We start from the raw sequence: 22,849 nt of genomic DNA, 5'->3' as shown, positions 1-22,849 counted from the left end.
GACGGTGCGATCGGTGCTGTGGTGCGTGCTGGTCATGGTCGTGCTGAGGCTGAGGTGTGGGGTCATGAGTGGGCCTGGTGCTGGTCGTGCTCGCTGACGAGGTGCAGGGGGCTGGTGTGGGCGCGGAGGGCTTTCAGGGCCTCGCCTGCGGTGCCGCGGGAGACCTCGGCCAGCTCCATCAAGTGCGTGACGGTGGGCAGCTCGCCGTGGGCGGCGGCGTAGCGCTGGGCCGCCTGGTCGGCGCGGTCCCGCGCCGGAGACGCCACCTGCCGCACCGGCACCGACCGCACTGGCACCGGAGCCGGGGACTGAACATCACCCGCCGACCCGGCACCCGCCGGACGCGACTCCGACCGGCGAACACCGGACGGCTGAACACGCTGGGTGTGTCCGGTGGTCTGAACAGCCGTCGGCTGAACACCGGACGCCCGAACGGATGGTGCCGAGGCAGGCTCGGAGTGGACGGCGGGCAGGTGGACGGTCGGACGGTCGCCCTCGGCGTCCCCCTCGGGCTCCCCCGCCGTACGGGACCGGTTGCCCTCCGGCACTACCCCGGACTCGGCGGACGGTGCGGCGGACGGGGTGGTGCGTTCGGCGTGGGCGATGAGGTAGAGCAGGTGGGCCACGATGGCGGCGGCGATGGCGGGCCAGGCCCCGATGCCGAACCGCAGCGCCGCCGGAGCGGTGTGCACGCCCTCGGCCAGGTAGCTGGCCTGCGCCAGCCCCGACAGCCCGGCGGCGAGCACGACCACGGCCCAGGCGTAGCGGCGGCCCGACCCGGTCAGGCGGGCGGTGGCGGCGTAGGCGACCAGAGCGAGCCCGTCGGTGATCAACGGGTACAGCCCCGCGATCAACGGCGGAGTCTCCGCCGCGCGGGCGACCTCGTAGAGACCGTGGGCGGTGGCCACCGCGGCACCGACCGCCACGAGCAGGCCGGGCAGCCACAGCGCCACCCGCGCCGCCCGCCGCGGCCGCCCCGTCGCGCTGCTGGTGGTGTTGGTGGTGTGGTGGGTGGTCATCGGCGGGTCCCTCCCCGTCGGCGCGGCGACACGGCCGCGAACTGGGCCTCGGTCGGTTCCGGCGCGGGCTCATCGCGGTCGCGGCCCCACCAGGTGGCGATCGGCCCCACCGCCTCGGGCAGCGGCACCGTGGGCCGCGCCGGGGGCGGGCTGTGGTTTTCCAGCGAGCACGCCGCGGCGGTCGCCTTCAGCCGACGCACCACGCCGGGGCGGTAGCGGTCATGCCAGTCAGCGACCCGCAGCACGCCGCCCTTGTCGTCGAAATACGCGGCGGACCAGGCCTGCATCAGCCACAGCAGTTCCTCGACCACGTCGGGGTGCCAGGCCCAGCAGTCCGGCAGCACCGCCGCCCCATCCGGGAACCGCAGAAACACCGTCTCCAACCACCCGGACAGCTCGGCCAGCAGCCGCCCTGCCAGGTCCGGGTCGTCCTCGTCCAGCGCCAGCCACGACCGGACCACACCGGGACCGGGGTCGGCGGCCATCTCGGCCACCTGCTCCGCCAACCGAGCCACCTGCTCGGACACCTCCGCCACCTGACCCGGCAACCGGTGCAGCGGCTCCACCCGCCGCCGCAACCCCTCCACCTCACTGGCCAGCCCGGCCAGCGCGCCGGTGGTGGCGTAGGTCTGTTCGGAATCGCGAGCGGTCATGGCTGCTCACCCCCGCCGAGGGCGGCCAGCTCGCGTTCCCAGTCGATCCGGGCGGACTCCTGCCCGGATGGGACGAGGGCGTGCATGCCGGCGAGGGCGTGTTCGATTTCGGCGCGGCGTAGCAGCAGTTCGAATCCGACGCCGGGTTCGGTGCGCAGGATGATCGCCACCCGATCGCCGGCCTCGTGGGGTGCGGGGCACACGTGCACCTCGCCCAGGCCGGTGCCGTGGTGCAGCCCGGCGGCGAGCAGGTCGCGGGCGAACTGCCACCGCGCCCACGCATCCCGGTTCGCGATCTCCAGCACCACCGCGAACGGGTCGGCCGAGTCGTAGGACAGCCGGATGCGGCGGGAGCCGAGCTCCTCCACCGGCTCGCCCAACACGTGCCGGCGGGCCCACGCCAGGTATTGCATCGAGAACCGCTCGGGGGTCAGCATCACTGCTCACCCCCGGCCGCGCTGGTGCTGGTGGTGAAGGTGGTCGCCTCCCGCACGCGGCGGGCCCGCACGGCCTGGGCCTGCGTCGTGAGCCGGTGCGCCGCGCGCACCTGATGCGGCAGGGAATCGAACCGCGGGTGCACCGTGGCCAGCCGGTCCGCGGCCCGCTCGGTCCACCGATGCCGCAGCGTCTGCCACCGCTGCAACCGCAGCGCCCACCGCTCGGCGCGGGCCACGGCGCGCACGTCACCGCGTTTCCACGCCATCTGCACCCGCCCCACGGCGGCGGGCATGTTCCGCCGGATGATCAACACCCGCCGCGGGGGCAACTGCGCGATCTGCGCCGGGGTCAGCACCGGGACACGGTGGGTGGACATCGAGTGCAGCTCACCCGTCTCGTCCCAGGTGGGGACCTCCTCGTACCGCTCGCCCGTCAGCGACGAGTAGGCGGCGAGATCGTCCGGGTCGCGTGTCGCGCCGTAGACCATCAGGGTGGCGGCGTTGTTCAGGATCGCCGCCGCACCCTGGTCACCCCAGCGCTGCTTGAGCTGCGCCCGCGACTGCGCAGCAATGTGAATCGTGACGCCGCGGCCGCCCATGTCCGCGGTCCAGTTGTCCAGCGGCACCGGGCAGATCAGCGCCGCCTCGTCCAGCGCCAGCGTCAGCGGCGGGTCCAACCGCCCACCCGGCTCGAACGCCGCCAACCGGCGCGCCTCCCGGGCGATGTGCCCGGTCAGCGCGGTCACCAGCGGCGCGACCTGGGCGTCCTCCGCGCCGAGCAGATACACCGTCCCCCGCTGCCTGAGCAGCTCGGCCACGTCGAATGCGCCCTGCCCCGGGGCCGCCGCAGCCGCGGCGGTGGAATCGGTCAACCAACCCAGCGCGGGCATGATCGTGGCGCAGATCGAGGAGCGGGTGCGATCGTTGGTGCCCAGAAACTGCAGCGCGTCCTGCTCATACGCCGGTTCCGGCGAACGCCGCAGAAACCGCTGCACCTCGCTACCAGCCTGGTCCGGGTCAGCCACCCAGGCCAGCACGTCCCGCATGTCCCCGCCACCCAGCGCGGCGGCGTGCAGCAGCGACGCCAGCACCCGGCGGGCCTGGCTGGCCCAGAACTCCATGTCTCCACCCCGGCCCGGCGCGCTCGCACCGGCCAGCAGATCCGCAGCGCGGGCCGCGGCCGTGGCGGGCTGCTCACACCCGGCCAGCGGGTCGAACGTCACCGACGACTCCAGCCCGCCCAAACCGGACGGGTTGAACACCCCCACCGGGCCCAGCCGCCCGCGGCACGGGCCGGTCAGCTCCACCAGATCCGTGCGGGTCGACGTGGCGATCACCGCACCCGGAGCGTCCAGGATCCGGCCGGCGAGCTCCCCGGTTTTGCCGGTGCGCGGGCCACCGATGCGCAACGTCACGTCCTCGACCGGCGACCACACCCGAAACAGCCCCACCCGCGCCAGCGGCGTGGCCAGCTCCCGCAGCGGCACCGTCCACCGGCGCCACCACGACACACTCCGCAGGCTGGGCCGCAACACCCCGGCCTTGGTGCGAATCGCCCACCCCGACGCGACCCGCAGAATCGTCCACGCCGAGGCCACCCCGTCATTCCGCTTCGACCGCCGCGACCACCGGTTGACCGTGCCCACCGTGCCCGTCCGCCGACGCGACACCGCCAACACCACGCCACCCAGCAACAGGCCACCGGCCACCATCAACCACGGCCAATACACCCGCCCCGGCGTCTCCACGGGCATGCGGGCCATCAACCAACCCAGACCGAACAAGCCCAGACCAGTCAGCGTCACCCGCCGCAACAACCGCGACCGCTTCCGCCTCGAACCCACAGTCACGCCGCACCCCCAGGACGCTCGTTCCATGCGGCGAGGTCAAGACTGTCGACGCGCTGTGCGGCATCGTTGAGCAAGTCCTCGACTACCTTGGCGGGCACGATGTACCGGCCCTGGTTGCGTCCGATGCGCATGTGAACAGCTGGGAACATGTCGGCTTGGATCAGCCGGTACAGGTACTCCTGGGAAATGCTCAGAAGCGCTGCCGCCTCCGGCACGGTGTACGTCGGCACGCCTGACGCGCGCTTCTCGATGGCGCTACGGAGGGCGGCGCTGCGCATGAGTTCACGCGTCTGCTTGCCGCCAACAGCCGTCGGGCTCGTCGCTGTCGTACTTTGGGACTGCATTGGGTCTCCGAATCTCCCGATGCGGGGCCCAGGTGGGGCTGCCTCCCCACCTGGGCCGTCACTTGGCCAGTTCCACCGGCTGAGCCACCTTGCACTGCCTTGCTAGGTTGCCTAGCCATGTTTGAAGTTACCCAGCATGGCTAGACATGTCAATAGCTTGTCTAGGCTGCCTAGCGTGGCGAGTGGGTTGACATATAAGGTGAGTGCATGGAGCTCGACCCCGACGACCCTCGGCCGCCCTATCAGCAGGTCGCGAACGCACTACGCGCCGCGATCCTGACCAGGTCGTTTCAGCCGGGTGAGAAGCTTCCTTCGGGGCCTGACCTCGCAAAGCGGTTCGGCGTCGCCCGCATGACTGTCCAGCAGGCGATACGCCTGCTGCGTGATGAGGGGCTGGTCGTTTCCCGGCAGGGCAGCGGCGTCTATGTGCGGGAGCGCACCGAGCGTCCGGTTGGGCTCCGCCCACACCTTGAGCGCGCCTTCGAGGAACCGCACGTGTCGGTCGACTTTGCGGGCTTCTCCGGTGAGACTCTGCACGGCGCCATCACAGAGCCGATCGACAAGGTCCGTGCTGGTCGACTACGTCCAGCCTCGATCCGCGTTCGCCTTCTCGTTCCTGACACCTCGACTCCGTGGACGCTCCCCGCACGCGTTGACGACCTAGGGGACAGCCCGGCCTTTCGAGAACGTGCGGCCGGCATCTCCAAGCGCCACACCTTCGCGATAGTTGATGCGATCAACGAGCTCGGCGAGCTCCGAATCGTCGAAGACGCTCATGCCGAGGTCCGCGCCTTCCCGGCCGTGCCGCTGTTCAAGCTCTACGTCATCAACGGTGCCGAGGCCTTCTTCGGCTACTACCCGGTGACGCATCACGCCGTCCAACTCGACGGTGAGCGGGTCCCCATGTGGGACCTCATGGGCAAGGACGCGGTGCTGTTCCACCACGCCAACGACGAACCCGAGTCGATGAGTGCACAGTTCGTCGACCAGTCGGCCATGTGGTTCGAGAGCCTGTGGACGACGGTCGCACGGGAGCTTAAACCGTGACGCCAGCCGAGCTTGTCGCGCGCCACAAGCACATCTTGCTCGACTTCGACGGCCCGGTGTGCGCGGTGTTCGGCGGCGAGCTCAGCGACCGCGCCGCGGCCGATGAGCTGAAGAAACTGGTCGGCCCGGACATGCCCGACGACGTCGCCGCAGCACACGATCCCTTCGACGTGCTGCGCTACGCGAACAAGATCGACACCGCCACCGCGCAAACTGTCGAGTCTCGGTTTCGCGAACTTGAACTCGATGCAGTCACCACGGCACCTGAAACAGCAGGTGCAAAAGCTGCCATCAAATCGCTCGTTGCGGCTGGCCACGTCATCGCTATTGTCAGCAACAACTCAGCGGCGGCTGTACGCCGTTACGTCGACATCCACGGTCTCTCGGGCCTTATCGATTACGTCAACGCTCGTGAAGCTGCCGACGTAGAGCTACTCAAACCCGCACCGTTCCTGTTGCGTCAGGCCATGGAGACACTGTGCGCGCCGTCGGCAACGTGCGTGATGATCGGCGACTCAGAGGCAGACGTCGACGCCGCTCGCGCTGCCGGTACCTCCGTCGTTGGATACGCGAACAAACCGGGTAAACGTGAGCGCCTGCAGCGTCGAGGAGCTGACGCAGTCACTGATCAGCTGAGCGAACTTGCTTTGGCCTGGCCCGCTCCGCAGTAACACGGGTCTGCACGGCCCCGCACCTAGCTTGACACAGGCGCACCGGCGGCTCGTGATTCCTGCTTCACCTACCGGCCCGTAGCCTCACCTCGTGTACGAGAGTCATCGTCTGATGTCCTGTCAGGACTGGACCGTTGACGAGTGCCTCGACTTACTCGCCGACGGACGGCCACAGCTAATGACTGGAAGGCACTGGGGCCTCTACGTAGCGCAGTTCGAGCCAGAGGGAGACCCAGTGCCTGGACGACTGAACCGCGGCAATGTTCACCACACTTTTCGACTGGGTGATGCGTCGCGAGCAATCGTGAATCCGACAGCACGGTCCCATGTCCGAGCTTGGGCGCCACCTTCTTCGGTGCACGTGAGGTCGAGGCTGCCGACGGTGCCCACGTAACCGTCTTCGCAGGCCAAATAGCAGGTGAACGTGCCGCCAGGCCGGACGTCAGGCACGACGTACGGGTTTGGGGCCGACATGCCATGGTGATTGGCGAGACCGGCAATCTCGCTGCCGTGTGCAGTGACCACGATCGAGCGCAGCCGTGGCCCCGTGGTCATCCGTACCGTGACCCTGCACCCGAAGAAGCCAAGCTCGCGGGGGTGAGCGTCCATGGCCTCATCAACAACGAAGGATGGTCCGGCGCGCTCGTTCAGCTCGTCCCGCATGATCGCTACCTGCTCGGCGGCGGCATCGGCCTGCCTTTCCGCCGCAGACACCTGCCGACGAGCGCTTCGAGCCTGCAGTCCGGCTGCGGCTGCGGCAATGGTGGCCACTCCTGCTGCCGACCAACTCGCCATATCGCCCAGTTCCACACCACTTCTTTCGCGCGTGCCCCCGGGTGCATTACACGTTCGGGAAACGCCGCTGAACGAGCGTGCATTCGTGTCCGAGGCCGGGCGAGAAGCAGCTATACCACTCTGGATCATTGACCTCCGCCCCTCGGCGGTCGCCGCATGCGGCGACCGAGAATGTCGGCAGCCCGGCGGTCGGCCTCGCCGACCCACGCCGCATAAACCCGCAGCGTCGTCGCGCCGCCGCCAGCATGGCCGAGGCGGCCGGCGACCGTACGGAGGTCGACGCCGGCGGTGAGCAGCTCCGTCGCTGAGTAGTGCCGTAGCGCGTGCAGATGGCTATCGATACCCAGGCTGGCGCACATGCGCGCGTAGCGGTGCGTGACCCCGCTCGGGTCGTACGGGCGGTCGCACATCGGCTCGTACGAGAACAAGAACGCGTCCTTCACCGGCTCGACGTCGAGCTGCCGCATCGCGGCCTCGTAGCGGGCGCGGTGCTCTTGCAGCACCTCGACTGTTGCCGGGTCGAGTGAGACTCGGCGCATCCGGTGCGTCTTCGTCTCCTTCTCGACAGAGCGACCAGCGGCGCGAACGTAGTTGCGGCGGATGGAGATATAGCCACTCGCGAGGTCGACGTCTGTCCAGCGCAGAGCCAGTACCTCAGCGCGGCGCATGCCCGTGACCATGACCAGCCACACGAGCGTGCCCCAGCTCTCGTCCTGCTTCCACGCCTCGTCGATGATCCTCGTGGCTTCTTCGACCGTCGGCGGCGTCGGCTGCGGGGCTGGCTGCCGCGGCTTCCGTGCCACCTCGGCGGGGTTGCTCTCGACCCAGTCCCAGCGCTTGGCTGCCGAGAAGGTGCCGCTGAGCATGAAGTGCAGCTTCGAGATCGTCGCGTTTCCCAACGGCCTGCACTCATGCTGCTGGCACTCGACGACCTTGCAGCCGGTCTGCTCGCAGTCGTGCGGCGGGTATCCACCGGCTGGCGGCCTACCGGGCGGCCGACGGTGCTGCACCTGCCGACACTCGTGCTCGCCTTCGACCCGGTGCTCGACGAACGGCGTACCGTCGCACCGCGCCCGGCACCGTCGGAGCTCCGCGTAGAGCTGCTCAAGGACTCGTGCCGTGATCTTTCCGATCGGCTTGTCGCCGAGCACTGGTTTGATGTAGCGACGCGCGTACATCTCGTAGGTCTCGCGCGTGCTGTCCTCGACCTCGAGCGTCTTCAGCCACTCGTCGATGGCCACGCTGAGCGTCGCGTTGGTCTTGGCGTGGCGCTCGGCGTCGACCTGCGCGACGAGCTTGGTAAGGATGCGCTCGGCTTCCTTCTCGTCGGTTGTCGACTCGCGCAGGTACATGCGCTTGCCGGTCAGCGGGTCAAGCCCTGCGTAAACCTTGACGCGCAGCGAGTTGCCGCGCCGCTCGATGGTGCCCTTGGCGCGGCCCTGCCGCTGGGGACGCCTGGCCACGACTTACAGAGTACCCGCACCCATCGTGGGTCCCATCACACCGAGACACAAGAGAAGATTCAGGCTAAAAAGCCTGGTCAGGCTGGGTGGAGCTGAGGGGAATCGAACCCCTGACCTCCGCCTTGCAAAAGCGGCGCTCTACCAATTGAGCTACAGCCCCGGGCCATGGGCGCCGGGCGCCCACGGGGGTCTCAGTTGTTGCGGGCCGCGTCCGAGCCCGCCCTGGCAGGCGTGCTGCCGTTCGGGGAGGTCACACGCTCGGCCGGAGCCGTGGCTTCGCGCCACAGGTCCGCCTCCGCCTTGGCGTCCTTGTTCCGCTTGATCACGAAGAACACGCCGCCCGCGATGACCGCGAGCGCCAACAGCTTCTTCACGGGAAGCCCTCCTCGACGACAACTGAGCCCTGCACTCGCGATGCTACTGCACTGTCCAGGGGCCGCGTTTACACGGTGGCGATCAGGGGTAGTGCAAGAAGACAGCGGACTACTGAAGGAGGGGTGTCCGTGGGCAACCGGGACGAACAGCAGGAAGGCATCAAGGGAGCGGTCGAGGACATCAAGGGCCGGGTCAAGGAGACCGCGGGCACCGTCTTCGGCCAGGACTCCACACAGCGTGAAGGCGAGGCGCAGCAGGAGAAGGCCGAGGCCCAGCAGCGTGTCGCCGAGAAGGAAGAGGAAGCCAAGCGCGCCGAGCAAGAAGCCACGAACGCGGAGATCCGCGAGCGCGGCCAGCAATAGGCGCGTTTCGCCGCGAGGACGCCGGCGGCCTCGGTCCGTCCCCGTCGGTGTCCTCGCGGTTCCACGTGGAACCAAGTTCGATCACTCAGAAGTCGCGAGCCGTCTCCGTGGGGGTACCGGAGGCGAGTCTGCGCAGGTGAACCCTCCGCCGCAGCCGGATGACCGGGCGGATCAGCAGCTGCACGCTGCCGAGCAGGAACAGCCACGTGCCCGCGGTGGCCGTCGACTCGGAGAAGAACAACACGCTGCCGATCACGAACCACACCGCGATCAGCAGATCGTTGACGATGCTGGCGACCTCGTAGCGCTGGCGGATCACCAGTTCCTCGTGCCCGAACTTGAGCTGGACGGGCTTCGACTCACTGTCCTGGCTCATGCCGCGACCGCCGCGAACCGGCCGAGCGACCACCCACCCACGTCGCCGAGCAGGCCGCGCCAGAACACGCCCTGGCCACGCGGCGCGGGCGCGATCATCCAGCTCGCGTCCCGCAGGTGGAGGAACCGTGGCTTCTTGCCCTCGAGATAGCCCTTGTGCTGGGCACGCCGCGCCTCGTACATCGCCGCCTGCTCCCGGTAGACGTCGGCGATCAGGTCGGACGGCGACGAGGTGCCCGTTTCGAGCGTGGCCGCGACCTCGCGCATCCACCGTTGTGCCGTGACGAGCTCCCCGCTGACCACCCCTCCGGGCACGCTGAGCGTCATCTCGATCGAGAAATCGTCCGCCAGGTTGACCGCTTCCACGAACGACTGGAGCAGGAAGTCGATCTCACCCGAAGCCATGAACCAACGGTAGTTCAATCAGGTGCGGTCGGCTTGTCGACAGCGACCACTCCCGCGCCGGGGACTAGCGCTTCGGCCAGTGCCAGGACGGCCGGTCGAGGATGCCCTGGTCCTCCACCTCGGTCGCGCCGACGTCCTTGACCAGCTCGATCGTGCGCAGGTCGGTGCCGGTGTGTTCGGCCTGCTTCGTGATCGCGTCGGCCAGCGGGCGGGCGTGGGTCACCACGAGGACCTGGGTCCTGGTGCTCGCGGTGACGACCAGTTCGGCGAGCGCGGGCAGCAGGTCGGGATGCAGGCTCGTCTCCGGTTCGTTGAGCACGAGCAGGCGCGGCGGCCGGGGGGTGAGTAGCGCGGCGGCCCACAGCAGGTAGCGCAGGGTGCCGTCCGACAGCTCCGCGGCGCCGAGCGGCCGCAGCAACCCGTGCTGCCTCAGCCGCACCTCGAACCGGCCCTCGTAGTTCGCGACCTCCAGCCTGCTTCCGGGGAAGGCGGACTCCACGGCCCGGTCGAGTGCCTCGTGGTCACCGATCTCGCGGATCGTCTGCACCGCGGCGGCGAGGTCGGAGCCGTCCGACGACAGCACCGGCGTGCGGGTGCCGACCTGCGGCCAGCGGGCGGGCGCCTGGGCGTCGGTCCGCACGTGGTCGTAGAACCGCCACGATCGGATGTGCTCACGCACCGCCAGAATATCGGGTGCGCGTTGCGGATCCGCCAGTTCACTCAGCATGCTGTCGTAGGGCCGCAGCTCGCCGTGAGCCGCCTGGTGCCACCCGCCGTCGGCGTCCCGCACGCGGACGACCGGCCCGGTGCGCTCGGACAGCACGGCCGCCGGGCGCAGCACGGGGCCGCTCCACACGGCCTCGCACTTGATCTCGGGATCGAGCATGAACATCGAGCTCTGGTCGGCCACCGGGTACCCGAAGTCCACCGCGTAGCCGAAGTCGTCACCGCCGAAACCGAGTCGCAGGCTGACCGGGCCGGACCGCACCGTGGGCTGCGCCCGGCCCGCCTTCTCGGGCCCTGCCCACAGCGCGGAGGGCAGCCCGCCCTCCCTTGCCAGCGCGGCGACCGCACCGCCCCGTGCCGCGTCGGCGAGCAGGCGCAGCGCGCGATAGAGGTTCGACTTGCCCACCCCGTTGGCACCCGTCACGACGTTCAACCGGCCCAGAGCGACGACGAGCGTGCGCAGGGAGCGGTAGTTCTCGACAGCGAGCGTGGAGATCACGCCTCCAGGCTACGGACGGCACCGACAGTCGCCCGTAAACGGAACTGGCCCCGGCTCCCCGTCGACGGAATCGGGCCGGGGATACGTGCCGTTGCCCAGCACCTCAGGAATCGAGCACGGCGGCGACGGCTTCGATCTCCACAAGCTGATCGTCATAGCCGAGCACAGTGACGCCCATCAAGGTGCTGGGCACGTCGTGGTCACCGAACGAGTCCCGGACCACCTCCCACGCGGTCACCAGGTCCTCCTGGCGGGTGGACGCGACGAGAACCCTCGTGCTGATGACGTCGTGGAGTGACGCACCGGCCTCCGCCAGAACGACCCGCATGTTCTCGACGGCTTTCGCCGCCTGGCCCGCGTAGTCCCCGATCGCTGCCGTGGATCCGTCCGCGTTCAACGGACACGAACCGGCGAGGAAGATCAGTCGTGATTGGGCAGGTGCCGTGGCCGCGTAGGCGTACTCGGCGACGTCGGACAGGGCGGAGGAGCGGATCAACGTGATGCCACGGGCCATGGTCGTCCCTTCACGAATCAGGCGTGGAGCACGGCCATCCTGACAAAGATTCGCTCGGCACACCCCTGAGTCCCCTGGGTTTGGGCCGCGTAGCGAGGCCTAGTCAGGCCACTCATCAGTCAGGCCCCGTTTCCGACCAGGGAAACGGGGCCTGATGTGGTGTGGGCCCAGGAGGACTTGAACCTCCGACCTCTTCGTTATCAGCGAAGCGCTCTAACCGCCTGAGCTATGGGCCCGGGAACGCACAAAAGACTACAGGACGCCTCGCGGCCGTGACGAACCGGGTCACTCCCGCTCCGACAGGGTCACCTCCAGGCCGCCCGCCAGGTCGGCCGACACGTTGTAGATGAAGGCTCCGACCGTGGTCAGCGCCGAGATCAGCACGATGTTGATCGCGCCGACGATGGCCGCGACGCCGAACACCCGGCCCGCACTGATCAGCGGTTCCGAGGCTGTCTCGGCGCTGTCGCCCTGCACCAGCGACGTGTAGGTGCCGTTCAGCTTGTCCCACACACCCATGCCGTCGAGCACCGTGTAGAGCACGCCGACGGCGACCAGCCACACGAAGAACAGCGCCACCCCGAGCACGAGCGACAGCTTCAGCACCGACCACGGGTCGAACCGCTTGACCTGCAGGCTCGCCCGCCGCGGGCCACGGCCGGGGCGGCGCAGCGCGCTCACCGGACGACTCTTGCCACCACCCTGCCGCTGGCCGGGCTGCGCGGGCTGGGCGGCCTCGTAAACCGGCCGGACCTGCGCGGTCTCCGCGTCCTGCCCGAACAGCCGGTTGGCCGCCGAACCGGACACCACGTGGGTGTCGGCGGTCCCGTTCGCGGGCTGCTGCTCCACATCGCTGTGCGGAAGCTGGCCGGCCGACCACCGGTCGCCGAAGCCCTCGGTCTGGGTGTTGCCGTCGTCGGTGCCGGCATCCCTGGCCACGCGCTGCCAGGGCGGCGGCGCGGCGTCACCCTGCTCGGTGGTGCCGGAGCCTCGCCGTTCGGAGTTTTCGGGTGGAGTCACAAACGGTCAGTCCTTATCCACGTCTTCCGCACTCCCGTTGCCGGGCGCTGTCGTCTCGTTCGCCTCGGCGCTCCCTTCTGGGACGTCCGACGGCCGGTCTGCGTTGCGTGCCACCGCGAGCAGTGTGGTTCCCTCGTCCAGGTTCATCAAACGTACGCCCTTGGTCTGCCTGCCCGCCTTGCGGACCTGGTCGGCAGGGGTACGGATGACCCCACCGCTCGAGGTGATCGCGTACAGCTCGTCGTCGGCGTCGACGATGAGCGCTCCCACCAGCCTGCCACGTTTCTGGTCGTGCTGAATGGTGAGCACGCCCTTGCCGCCGCGACCCTGCACCGGGTAGTCCTCGATCGGCGTCCGCTTCGCGTAGCCGCCGCCGGTCGCGACCAGCAGGAACTTGCCCGGCTTGACCACGCTGATGCCGAGCAGCTCGTCACCCTCGTTGAACCGCATGCCCAGCACACCGGACGTCGCCCGGCCCATCGGCCGCAGCGTCTCGTCGGTGGCGTGGAACCGGATGGACTGGCCGTCGGACGACACCAGCAGCAGGTCGTCCTCCGCGGCCGCGAGCACGGCCCCGACCAGCTCGTCGCCCTCGCGCAGGTTGATGCCGATCAGCCCACCGGAGCGCGCCGAGTCGAAGTCGGTCAGCCGGGACTTCTTGACCAGCCCCTTCTTGGTGGCGAGCACCAGGTACGGCGCCACCTCGTAGTTCCGGATCTGGATGACGCTCGCGATCTGCTCGTCCGGCTGGAACGCGAGCAGGTTGGCCACGTGCTGGCCCCGCGCGTTGCGGTTGGCCTCGGGCAGGTCGTACGCCTTCGCCCGGTACACGCGGCCCTTGTTCGTGAAGAACAGGATCCAGTCATGCGTCGAGCACACGAAGAAGTGCTGGACGATGTCGTCCTGCTTCAGCGTCGCGCCCTGCACCCCCTTGCCGCCCCGCTTCTGGGTCCGGTACAGGTCCGTCTTCGTCCGCTTGGCGTAACCCGTGCGCGTGATGGTGACGACGACGTCCTCCACCGCGATCAGATCCTCGACGGAGACGTCTCCGTCGAACGGGATGATCCTGGTGCGCCGGTCGTCGCCGTGCTTGTCGACGATCTCGGTGAGCTCCTCACGGATGATCGCCCGCTGGCGCTCCGGCCGTTCGAGGATGTCCTTGAGGTCGGCGATCTCCCGCTCGATCTCGGCCAGCTCGTCGACGATCTTCTGCCGCTCCAGTGCGGCCAACCTGCGCAGCTGCATGTCGAGGATCGCGGTGGCCTGGATCTCGTCCACGTCGAGCAGCTCGATCAGGCCCGTGCGTGCCTCGTCGACCGTCGGCGACCGCCGGATCAGGGCGATCACGTCGTCCAGCATGTCGAGGGCCTTGACCAGGCCGCGCAGGATGTGGGCGCGTTCCTCCTTCTTGCGCAGGCGGTACCGCGTGCGCCGGACGATGACCTCGACCTGGTGCTTGACGTAGTGCCGCACCATCTGGTCGAGTCGCAGGGTCCTGGGCACGCCGTCGACCAGCGCGAGCAGGTTGACGCCGAAGTTGTACTGCAGCTGGGTGTGCTTGTAGAGGTTGTTCAGCACCACCTTGGCGACGGCGTCGCGCTTCAGTGTGACGACGATCCGCATGCCGCTGCGGCTGTTCGACTCGTCCGCGATGTCGGCGATGCCGGTCAGCTTGCCGTCGCGCACCAGCGTCGCGATGTTCTCCACCAGGTTGTCCGGGTTGACCTGGTAGGGCAGTTCCGTGACGACGAGGATGGTGCGGCCCTTCGCGTCCTCCTCGACCTCGACGACGGCACGCATCCGCACCGAACCGCGGCCGGTGCGGTAGGCCTCCTCGATCCCCTGGGTACCGAGGATGAGGCCCTTCGTCGGGAAGTCCGGCCCCTTGATCCGCTGCAGCAGGGCGGCGAGCAGCTCGTCGTCGTCCGCCTCCGGGTTGTCCAGCGCCCACACGACACCGTCGGCGACCTCGCGCAGGTTGTGCGGCGGGATGTTGGTCGCCATGCCCACCGCGATGCCGGAGCCGCCGTTGACCAGCAGGTTCGGGATGCGGCTCGGCAGGACGTCCGGCTCCTGCGTCCGGCCGTCGTAGTTGTCGGAGAAGTCGACGGTCTCCTCTTCGATGTCCCGCAACATCTCCATGGCCAGCGGAGCCAGGCGGGACTCGGTGTACCGCATCGCGGCGGCCGGGTCGTTGCCCGGCGAGCCGAAGTTGCCCTGCCCGTCGATCAGCGGGTACCGCATCGACCACGGCTGAGCCAGCCGCACGAGCGCATCGTAGATCGCGGAGTCACCGTGCGGGTGGTAGTTGCCCATCACGTCGCCGACGACGCGCGAGCACTTGTTGTAGCCGCGGTCGGGCCGGAAACCCGAGTCGAACATCGAGTACAGAACCCGGCGGTGTACCGGTTTGAGGCCGTCGCGGACATCCGGCAGCGCCCGCGACACGATGACGCTCATCGCGTAATCGATGTAGGAGTTCTGCATCTCCTGCTGGATGTCGACGGGCTGCACCCGCCCGTGGCTGTCCGGCGGCAGGGTTTCGGTCACGTCTGAGAATTCCTTTCCGGCGGCCAGGCGTCAGCGCCCTTGCCCTGAGCCAGAGGGCTCATCACACGTCCAGGAAGCGGACGCCCTTGGCGTTGCGGGTGATGAACGAACGCCGAGCTTCGACATCCTCGCCCATCAGTACCGTGAACAGCTCGTCCGCGGTCGCGGCGTCGTCGAGGGTCACCTGCAGCAGCACGCGGTTTGCCGGGTCCATCGTGGTCTCCCACAGCTCCTGCGGGTTCATCTCGCCGAGCCCCTTGTACCGCTGGATGCCCTCGTCCTTCGGCAGCTTCTTGCCCGCCGCGGCCCCCGCCTTGAGCAGACCCTCCCGCTCACGTTCGTTGTAGGCGTACTCGGGCTCCGAGCGCGGCCACTTGATCTTGTAGAGCGGCGGCTGCGCGAGGTAGACGTGCCCGTTCTCGATCAGCGGCCGCATGAAGCGGAACAGCAGCGTCAGCAGCAGCGTCCGGATGTGCTGACCGTCCACATCGGCGTCGGCCATGAGAACGATCTTGTGGTACCGCAGCTTGCTCAGGTCGAAGTCGTCGTGGATGCCGGTACCGAGCGCGGTGATCAGCGACTGCACCTCGTTGTTCTTGAGGACCCTGTCGATCCGCGCCTTCTCGACGTTGATGATCTTGCCGCGGATCGGCAGGATCGCCTGGAAAAGCGAGTCCCTTCCCTCCTTGGCCGACCCACCTGCCGAGTCACCCTCGACGATGTAGAGCTCCGACTCCTCCGGATTGGTGGAGCGGCAGTCCTTCAGCTTGCCCGGCAGCCCGCCGATGTCCAGCGCGCCCTTGCGGCGCACCAGGTCGCGCGCCTTGCGTGCGGCCAGCCGCGCCTGCGCGCTGGACACGGCCTTGTTGATGATCGTCTTGGCCTCACCGGGGTTGCGCTCGAACCAGTCGGCGAGCCATTCGTTGCAGGTGCTCTGCACGAAGGACTTGGCCTCGCTGTTGCCCAGCTTGGTCTTGGTCTGGCCCTCGAACTGCGGCTCGGCCAGCTTGATCGACACGATGGCGGCAAGGCCCTCGCGCACGTCGTCACCGGTGAGGTTGGCGTCCTTCTCCCTCAACAGTTTCTTGTCGCGCGCGTAGCTGTTGACCACGCGGGTCAGCGCGGCGCGGAAACCTTCTTCGTGGGTACCCCCCTCGTGCGTGTTGATGGTGTTGGCGAACGTGTAGACCGACGGCGTGAAGCCGTTGTTCCACTGCATCGCCACCTCGATCTGGAGGCCTTCGCCCTTGGCCTCGAACGAGACCACACTTGGGTGGATCGGGTCCTTGCTGCCGTTGATGTGCTTGACGAAGTCCTCGAGCCCACCGGGGTAGTGGTAGGTGCGCTCGGTGAGCTGGGCCCGCTCGCCCGCGGCGTCCTCGCTCTCGCCGTTCTCGTCGGCCACCCGCTCGTCGCGCAGCACTATGGTCAGTCCCTTGTTGAGGAACGCCATCTCCTGCAGCCGCCTGGCCACGGTCTCGGTGCTGTAGTGGGTGGTCTCGAAGATGTCCGGGTCGGCCCAGAACGTGACCGACGTGCCCGTGCGGTCGGTGGGGCCCCGATCGATCAGCTCCTGCGGCACCGAGTGCTCGTAACGCTGCGTCCAGATCCTCCCGTTGACGTGGATCTCGACCTCGAGCGCGGTGGACAGCGCGTTGACGACGGACACACCGACGCCGTGCAGGCCGCCGGAGACGGCGTAGGACTCGCTGTCGAACTTGCCGCCCGCGTGCAGCTGGGTCAGCACGATCTCGAGCGTCGGCTTCTTGTGCACCGGGTGCATCTCGACCGGGATGCCCCGGCCGTCGTCGACGACCCGGACGCCACCGTCGGCGAGCAGGGTCACCTCGACCTTGCTCGCGTAGCCGGCCATCGCCTCGTCGACCGAGTTGTCCACGACCTCCCAGATGAGGTGGTGCAGACCTCGCTCACCGGTGGAGCCGATGTACATGCCGGGGCGCTTGCGGACCGCCTCGAGACCCTCGAGCACGGTGATCGACGACGCGCCGTATTCGTTCTTGTTCGCTGCCACCGGCCTGGTTTCTCCTCGTCTCGTCCAAGGGGACGCTATCCGCTGACAAGTCTACTTGGCCAGTCGCGCTCACATGCACCAAGGACACCCCTGATTTGGTCACAGAGCGCCGAACTCGAAGCCGGACGGGTCCTGTCGTATCCGGCGTCACGAACGGGCATGTCGCGCCATTTCTACCCGTAAGTGTCACGCGGGCCCCGGCCCGACACATGGCGGGGTCCCTTCCGCCAACTGGGCGCGGTCGGTCCCTGGATCCGCATGCGGGTCACCACACCGTGGCCCACACCCTTGGCGATCTTCGCCAGGAGCTGCCGCTGCAGCAACCGCAGCTGGGTGGCCCAGGCCGTCGAGCTGGCCCGGACCGTCAGCTCGCCGTCCTTCAGCGTGACCGGCTGAGCGTGTTCGGCCACCTCGTCCCCGACCAGCCGTGCCCACTGGCCGAACACCTGGCCGGTCGCCAGCCGCTCCGCCCAGCCGAGCTGCCCGGCCAGCCGGGAGGCGAGCCTGCCGAGCGGCTGCGGGTCGCGCTCGTCGAAGCCCGGACCGGACCACTGCCGCCTGCGCGGGTTCTGCCCGGGAATGCCGAGGCCGCCACGCTTCCTGCGCACGACACCGGGTTCGGTGCCCCGCGCGTTCGCCCGCTCCCGCGCGGCCTGCAGGGCGGCCCTGGCGAGGTCGCGCCCCTGTGCGGGCTGCCCAGACTGTGGAGACTGTGGATCGCGGCCCGCATCGGTGTGATCGCCGTCCGTACCCCCCTGCTCGTTCGGCCCATCGGCGGTGCTACGCTCGGTGTCCCGTTCGGGGGACTTACTCGTAATACCGCCCACCTGAGGGCTATTGACCGACACATTCGGCCGGTCAGTTACCCGCGGCGATAACGCGCTCACGGTGTTATCCACACTATCCACAGACTTATCCCCAGATCGGTGGGCAACTGGTGTGGCGCCGGTCACCCGGCGTTGCTGAGTCCGGTCGGCACCGCTCTGATCAGGCACGTCGGACCTCACCCTCCGAGACCGCGAAACGGGTCCCCTTCAGCTCACCGGGGACGTCCTCGTCCACGGCAGCGGTGACGAGCACCTGTTCGGCACTCGCCGCCACCTCCGCCAGCCGCGCCCGGCGCCGCCGGTCCAGCTCCGCGAACACGTCGTCGAGCAGCAGCACCGGTTCGCCACCGGACTCCGCCCGCAGCAGCTCATACGATCCGAGCCGCAGCGCGAGCGCGAACGACCACGACTCACCGTGGCTGGCGTAGCCCTTCGCCGGAGCCTCCCCGAGCACCAGGTCGAGATCGTCGCGGTGTGGTCCCACCATGCTCACCCCGCGCTCCAGCTCTGTCGCGCGCGACTCGCCGAGCGCGTCGAGCAGGATCTGCGCGAGTTTCTCCGGCTCGGCCCGTTCCCCGCCGGGCCGCCCGTATCCCTCGGGCAGGGCCCCGCCCAGGCTCGACCGGTACTCGACCCGTGTCGGCCGCGAGTCCGGGGCGACCCCCGCGTACGCGGCGGAGGCGTGCGGGGCGAGGTCCGCCACCAGGTTGAGCCGCGCCGCGAGCAGCTGCGCACCGGCGGTGGCCAGGTGGTTGTCCCACACGTCGAGCGTGGACAGCGCGTACGGGTCGTCCCGGCTGCCCGACCGCTTCTTGCCCGCGGTCTTGAGCAGCGCGTTGCGCTGGCGCAACACCTTCTCGTAGTCGCCGCGCACCCCCGCGAACCTCGGCGCCCGCTGGACCAGCAGGTCGTCCAGGAACCGCCTGCGCTCGCCGGGATCACCCCGCACCAGCGCCAGGTCCTCGGGCGAGAACAGCACGGTGCGCAGGATCCCGAGCACGTCCCTCGGCCTGCCGACGGCACCCCGGTTGACTCGGGCGCGGTTGGCCTTGCCCGGAGTGATCTCCAGCTCGACCGTCAGCTCGCGCCCCTCGTTGACCACGGCGAGGCGGACCAGCGCCCGCCCGCGACCGTGCCGGACCAGCGGCGCGTCGGTGGACACGCGATGCGAACCGAGGGTGGCGACGTACCCGATGGCCTCCAGCAGGTTCGTCTTGCCGCGGCCGTTCGGCCCGACCAGCACGGTGGGGCCCGGCTCCAGGGGCAGGTCGACGTGCTCCCACGAACGGAAGTCGGTCACCTGGAGGTGACGCACGTACACGCGGCCCCCGTGGTTACTCGGCTACCTTCTTGACGGCGTGCCCGCCGAACTGGTTGCGCAGCGCCGCCACCGCGCGCATGGCGGCCGAGTCCTGCTGACGCGAGGCGAACCGCGCGAACAGGGCCGCCGAGATCACGGGTGCGGGCACCGCGTTGTTGATGGCCTCCTCCAGGGTCCACCTGCCCTCGCCGGAGTCCTCGACGTACCCCTCCAGGTCGTCCAGCTCAGGGTCCTCGTCCAGGGCACGCACCAGCAGTTCGAGCAGCCAGGAACGGACGACCGTGCCCCGCTGCCACGCCTTGATCACGGCGGGCACGTCCTCGACGACCTTGGCCGCCTCCAGCAGCTCGAAGCCCTCGGCGTAGGCCTGCATCAGGCCGTACTCGATGCCGTTGTGCACCATCTTCGCGTAGTGACCGGCGCCCACCGAGCCCGCGTGGGCGAAGCCCTCCGCGCGCGGACCCTCGGGGCGCAGCGCGTCGAAGATCGGCATCGCGCGCTCGACGTCGGTCTGAGCGCCGCCGACCATCAGCCCGTAGCCGTTCTCCTTGCCCCACACCCCGCCGGAGACCCCGGCGTCGAGGAACCCGATGCCCTTGGCGGCCAGCAGTTCCGCGTGCCGCTTGTCGTCGGTGAACTTCGAGTTACCGCCGTCGATGACCAGGTCACCGTCGGTGAGCAGGTCCGCGAGCTCGGCGATGGTCTGCCTGGTCGGCTCGCCCGCGGGCACCATCACCCAGATCATCCGCGGGGCGGCGAGCGCGGACACCAGCTCCCGAACCGACCCGACGTCGCTCACCTCGGGGTTCTGGTCGTATCCGACCACCTCGTGCCCGGCCGCGCGCAGCCGCTCCCGCATGTTGAACCCCATCCGGCCGAGGCCGACGAGTCCGAGCTGAACCATGGAAAGTCCCCTCCAGTGCTTGTGTCGCCGCGCCGGTCCGGTCAGCCGGGCAACCGGACCGGCATGAGCAGGTAGAGATAGCCGGGCACAACCTCGCCGTTCTCGTCCGCGGGCTTGATCAGCGCGGGCCGGTTGGGCGTGGTGAACGTCAGCTCGGCGCGGTCGGCGTGCAGCGCGCCGAGACCGTCGACGAGGTATCCCGGGTTGAAGGCGATGGTCACCGGCTCACCCTCGTAGTCCACCGGCAGCTCCTCTTCGGCGCTGCCCTCGTCGTCGCCGCCGGCGGAGAGCCGCAGCGAGCCTTCGGTGAACTCGAGCCGTACCTGGGTACCCCGCTCGGCGACCAGCGACACGCGCTTGATCGCGTCGGCCAGCGCGGACACGTCGAGCACCGCACGGGAGGTGTGCTGGGCGGGCAGCAACTGGCGGTACGGCGGGAACTCGGCGTCCAGCAGCCGGGTGGTCGTGTACTTGCCCGCCCCGGCGAGCCCGAGCAGGCCGTCCCCGCCTGCCAGCCCGACCTGCACGGTCGTGCCCGCGGAGCCGAGCGACTTGGCCGCGTCGGCGAGCGTCCGTGCGGGCACCAGCACGGCGGCGTCGGTCAGCCCCTCGGCGGGCTGCCAGCTGAACTCGCGCATGGCGAGACGGAACCGGTCGGTCGCGACGAGGGTCAGGGTGCTGCCCGTGATCTCGAGTCGCATGCCGGTGAGCATCGGCAGCGTGTCGTCCTTGCCCGCGGCCACCGCCACCTGCGAAACCGCCTGGGCGAACGCGTCGCCTGCCACCTCACCGGCGAGCTCCGGCTGGGCGGGGAGCTGCGGGTAGTCCTCGACCGGCATGGTCGGCAGGCTGAACCGGGCGTTTCCGCACGTGATGGACGCGCGGGCGCCGTCGACGGCGATCTCCACCGGCTGTGCGGGCAGCGCCTTGGTGATGTCGGCGAGCAGCCTGCCGGACACGAGCGTGCGGCCGCCGTCGGCGATCGTGGCGGGGACGCCGACGGTCGCGGAGACCTCGTAGTCGAACCCGGACACGGTCAGCGCATCGGACCCCCCGTCGCCGCCGGCGTCGAGCAGGACGCCGCCGAGCACCGGGACCGGCGGTCGGGACGGCAGGCTGCGAGCCACCCAGGCGACGGCGTCCGCAAGCCCGTCGCGCTCGACGCGGATTTTCATGCGCCCATCCTTTCGACAGCCGAGCCGATTCGGCTCGAAAGATCGACAAACCACCCCGGCCCATGGCCGTGACCAGGGGCGATCGGAGTCGTGGCTGTGTGGGCCCGCCCGACCTCGGGGCGCTTCCGGAGGATGCGCACCTCGGCCGCACGAACCGGGTGTGGACACCCACGTTAGAGCGTGACCGGCCACGCCGTCACCTCGGCCCGGACCCTGATTTGTCGATATATCGACCACAGGCGGCCAGGTGTCCCCAACTTCGCGGCCCGGTTGTTTTTCTCTTGTTCTCCTAAGAAGAAGAAGTAGTTCAGGAACAGTAGTAAGGGCTGTGGGTTGTGTGGACAGCCGTCGTCGATGCTGGTCCGACGGCGCGGCGCGGTGTGGACAGCCGTGGTGGTGTTCCGGTGGACAGCTGACGCCGTCGGTGGACCGTTTCGAGCCGTCCGCAACCCATCCACAAACGTCCACAGCTGTCCACACCGCTGTCCCCAGTTGTGGGCTGATCTGTGCCCAGGTTCTGCACCGCCGAAACCCGCCGAAAAAGTGATCCGGATCGCCCCGGGTGAGTGATGGGGACACCTCAGTGGCGGCCTGGTTCCGGGCCTCCCTGGCCCCCTGAACGGACCGCGATCGCGCTCGCGGCACAGACACAGCCGATCGCGAACCACTGCCGCGGCGGGAGGAACTCGGCGAGCAGAGCCGCTCCCGCGAGCCCGGCGACGGCCGGTTCGAGACTTTCCAGCACGCCGACGACACGTGGGGGAAGCCGGCGCAGCGCGGCAAAGTCCAATGAGTACGGAACGATCGCGGAAAGCACCGCGACGAACGCCGCGAGGGCGAGCACTTCAGGACGTAACAACGCGGTGCCCGCGGTGGCGATCCCCAGTGGCATGTGGACAGAGGCCGCGACGGCGACCGCGAGGGCGAGCGGCGCGGGGGTGGTATCGGTGCTGCCCGCGCGCCTGCTCAGCACGAGGTACATCGCCATCGCCGCACCGGACGTCAGTGCGAGCACGGTGCCGAGCGGCTCCGCTCCCGCGGTGCCGTGGAAGGACCAGATCCCGACTCCGGCGAGCAGGGCGGGCACGACGTCGAGGATCCGGCGTGCGGAGAGCAGAGACAGCGTGACGGGACCGAGCAACTGCAACGTCGCCGCGACTCCCAGCGGAAGCCGGCTCAGTGCGGGATAGATCAGGTTCATGCCCGCGATCGCACCGCCCAGCCCGGCAACCGTCAGCCACTCGGCCCGGTGGCGGGGCAGCCGGGGCCGGTGCACGGCGGTGAGCACGATCGCGGCCAGGGCCAGCCGGAGCGCGGCGACACCGAACGCGCCCGCCTGTCCGGCGAGCTGCTTTCCGGCGGCCTGTCCGACCTGAACGCTGACGACGCTGCCGAGTACGAGTGCCCAGGGAGCCACGTTTTCGAGTCTCGGTAGACAAACCTTCGCGTTCCAGCTCACGTTTTCGCACGGATCCCTTTAGGCTC

General features: G+C 69.1%; 23 protein-coding genes and 2 tRNA genes. 3 read left to right on the top strand and 22 right to left on the bottom strand.

Annotation, left to right across the window (positions count from 1 at the left end; translation table 11 throughout):
* Positions 1–62 precede the first annotated feature (62 nt).
* The 5 genes from B0I33_RS29955 to B0I33_RS14235 form a co-directional block, all read right to left on the bottom strand.
* Positions 63–1,019: a hypothetical protein gene (locus B0I33_RS29955; RefSeq protein ID WP_106179228.1), complete on the bottom strand. Its 957-nt coding sequence runs from the start codon at positions 1,017–1,019 to the stop codon at positions 63–65.
* Positions 1,016–1,672, bottom strand: coding sequence for a hypothetical protein (locus tag B0I33_RS14250; RefSeq protein ID WP_106179227.1), 657 nt, complete (start codon positions 1,670–1,672; stop codon positions 1,016–1,018). The genes B0I33_RS29955 and B0I33_RS14250 overlap by 4 nt, the downstream gene beginning before the upstream one ends.
* Entirely contained in the window at positions 1,669–2,109 is a 441-nt protein-coding gene (locus B0I33_RS14245; protein ID WP_106179226.1) for an SsgA family sporulation/cell division regulator, read from the bottom strand. Before B0I33_RS14245 ends, B0I33_RS14250 begins: the two co-directional genes overlap by 4 nt.
* Complete coding sequence (locus B0I33_RS14240; RefSeq protein WP_106179225.1) at positions 2,109–3,872, bottom strand: type IV secretory system conjugative DNA transfer family protein; 1,764 nt, start codon at positions 3,870–3,872, stop codon at positions 2,109–2,111. The genes B0I33_RS14245 and B0I33_RS14240 overlap by 1 nt, the downstream gene beginning before the upstream one ends.
* Before the next feature lie 83 nt (positions 3,873–3,955).
* A complete protein-coding gene (locus B0I33_RS14235) occupies positions 3,956–4,237 on the bottom strand; it encodes a helix-turn-helix domain-containing protein (RefSeq protein ID WP_181193287.1) in 282 nt (93 codons plus the stop codon).
* A 273-nt stretch (positions 4,238–4,510) separates the two neighbouring features.
* On the opposite strand from B0I33_RS14235, the gene B0I33_RS14230 reads away from it, so the two are divergent.
* Positions 4,511–5,350: a GntR family transcriptional regulator gene (locus B0I33_RS14230; RefSeq protein ID WP_106179223.1), complete on the top strand. Its 840-nt coding sequence runs from the start codon at positions 4,511–4,513 to the stop codon at positions 5,348–5,350.
* On the top strand, positions 5,347–6,021 hold the full coding sequence (locus tag B0I33_RS14225) for an HAD family hydrolase (RefSeq protein ID WP_106179222.1): 675 nt from the start codon (positions 5,347–5,349) through the stop codon (positions 6,019–6,021). Before B0I33_RS14230 ends, B0I33_RS14225 begins: the two co-directional genes overlap by 4 nt.
* Positions 6,022–6,285: 264 nt before the next feature.
* Here the strand turns inward: B0I33_RS14225 and B0I33_RS29650 are convergent, their stop codons facing one another.
* The 4 genes from B0I33_RS29650 to B0I33_RS14210 all read right to left on the bottom strand — a co-directional run bounded on the left by B0I33_RS29650 (position 6,286) and on the right by B0I33_RS14210 (position 8,653).
* Positions 6,286–6,831, bottom strand: coding sequence for a hypothetical protein (locus B0I33_RS29650; protein WP_146147496.1), 546 nt, complete (start codon positions 6,829–6,831; stop codon positions 6,286–6,288).
* A gap of 110 nt (positions 6,832–6,941) precedes the next feature.
* On the bottom strand, positions 6,942–8,279 hold the full coding sequence (locus tag B0I33_RS14220) for a site-specific integrase (protein ID WP_106179221.1): 1,338 nt from the start codon (positions 8,277–8,279) through the stop codon (positions 6,942–6,944).
* 87 nt (positions 8,280–8,366) lie between these two features.
* Positions 8,367–8,439: transfer RNA gene (locus tag B0I33_RS14215), tRNA-Ala, on the bottom strand.
* Between the two features lie 31 nt (positions 8,440–8,470).
* Complete coding sequence (locus tag B0I33_RS14210) at positions 8,471–8,653, bottom strand: DLW-39 family protein (RefSeq protein ID WP_106179220.1); 183 nt, start codon at positions 8,651–8,653, stop codon at positions 8,471–8,473.
* Between the two features lie 129 nt (positions 8,654–8,782).
* On the opposite strand from B0I33_RS14210, the gene B0I33_RS14205 reads away from it, so the two are divergent.
* Positions 8,783–9,016 carry a CsbD family protein gene (locus tag B0I33_RS14205; RefSeq protein ID WP_106179219.1) on the top strand — a complete coding sequence of 78 codons (234 nt, stop codon included), beginning with the start codon at positions 8,783–8,785 and terminating at the stop codon, positions 9,014–9,016.
* An 85-nt stretch (positions 9,017–9,101) separates the two neighbouring features.
* Here the strand turns inward: B0I33_RS14205 and B0I33_RS14200 are convergent, their stop codons facing one another.
* From B0I33_RS14200 to B0I33_RS14140, 13 genes are all read right to left on the bottom strand, one after another.
* Complete coding sequence (locus B0I33_RS14200) at positions 9,102–9,392, bottom strand: YrhK family protein (RefSeq protein WP_106179218.1); 291 nt, start codon at positions 9,390–9,392, stop codon at positions 9,102–9,104.
* Entirely contained in the window at positions 9,389–9,796 is a 408-nt protein-coding gene (locus B0I33_RS14195; RefSeq protein ID WP_106179217.1) for a hypothetical protein, read from the bottom strand. Before B0I33_RS14195 ends, B0I33_RS14200 begins: the two co-directional genes overlap by 4 nt.
* Before the next feature lie 64 nt (positions 9,797–9,860).
* On the bottom strand, positions 9,861–11,021 hold the full coding sequence (locus B0I33_RS14190; protein ID WP_106179216.1) for an AAA family ATPase: 1,161 nt from the start codon (positions 11,019–11,021) through the stop codon (positions 9,861–9,863).
* A 103-nt stretch (positions 11,022–11,124) separates the two neighbouring features.
* Complete coding sequence (locus B0I33_RS14185; RefSeq protein WP_106179215.1) at positions 11,125–11,535, bottom strand: RidA family protein; 411 nt, start codon at positions 11,533–11,535, stop codon at positions 11,125–11,127.
* Positions 11,536–11,697: 162 nt separating this feature from the next.
* Positions 11,698–11,771, bottom strand: a tRNA-Ile gene (locus B0I33_RS14180).
* Between the two features lie 49 nt (positions 11,772–11,820).
* Entirely contained in the window at positions 11,821–12,555 is a 735-nt protein-coding gene (locus tag B0I33_RS14175; RefSeq protein ID WP_106179214.1) for a DUF3566 domain-containing protein, read from the bottom strand.
* A gap of 6 nt (positions 12,556–12,561) precedes the next feature.
* Positions 12,562–15,105 carry a DNA gyrase subunit A gene (gene gyrA, locus B0I33_RS14170; protein ID WP_106179213.1) on the bottom strand — a complete coding sequence of 848 codons (2,544 nt, stop codon included), beginning with the start codon at positions 15,103–15,105 and terminating at the stop codon, positions 12,562–12,564.
* Between the two features lie 61 nt (positions 15,106–15,166).
* Positions 15,167–17,137 carry a DNA topoisomerase (ATP-hydrolyzing) subunit B gene (gene gyrB / locus B0I33_RS14165; RefSeq protein WP_106179212.1) on the bottom strand — a complete coding sequence of 657 codons (1,971 nt, stop codon included), beginning with the start codon at positions 17,135–17,137 and terminating at the stop codon, positions 15,167–15,169.
* Positions 17,138–17,310: 173 nt separating this feature from the next.
* Entirely contained in the window at positions 17,311–17,955 is a 645-nt protein-coding gene (locus B0I33_RS14160; protein WP_106179435.1) for a DciA family protein, read from the bottom strand.
* A gap of 169 nt (positions 17,956–18,124) precedes the next feature.
* Complete coding sequence (gene recF / locus B0I33_RS14155; protein ID WP_106179211.1) at positions 18,125–19,285, bottom strand: DNA replication/repair protein RecF; 1,161 nt, start codon at positions 19,283–19,285, stop codon at positions 18,125–18,127.
* 13 nt (positions 19,286–19,298) lie between these two features.
* Positions 19,299–20,234, bottom strand: a complete 936-nt coding sequence (gene gnd, locus B0I33_RS14150) for a phosphogluconate dehydrogenase (NAD(+)-dependent, decarboxylating) (RefSeq protein ID WP_281259412.1) — start codon at positions 20,232–20,234, stop codon at positions 19,299–19,301.
* Positions 20,231–21,364 carry a DNA polymerase III subunit beta gene (gene dnaN, locus B0I33_RS14145; RefSeq protein WP_106179209.1) on the bottom strand — a complete coding sequence of 378 codons (1,134 nt, stop codon included), beginning with the start codon at positions 21,362–21,364 and terminating at the stop codon, positions 20,231–20,233. The genes gnd and dnaN overlap by 4 nt, the downstream gene beginning before the upstream one ends.
* Before the next feature lie 580 nt (positions 21,365–21,944).
* Positions 21,945–22,781 (bottom strand): EamA family transporter, encoded by an 837-nt coding sequence (locus B0I33_RS14140; RefSeq protein WP_106179208.1) that lies wholly within the window; start codon positions 22,779–22,781, stop codon positions 21,945–21,947.
* Positions 22,782–22,849: the final 68 nt, after the last annotated feature.

It is taken from the genome of Prauserella shujinwangii (genome assembly GCF_003001955.1).
In the GTDB taxonomy this organism is placed as follows: domain Bacteria; phylum Actinomycetota; class Actinomycetes; order Mycobacteriales; family Pseudonocardiaceae; genus Qaidamihabitans; species Qaidamihabitans shujinwangii.
The sequence above is the reverse complement of the archived record's forward strand: the minus strand, read 5'-3'. Positions and strand labels throughout refer to the sequence as shown.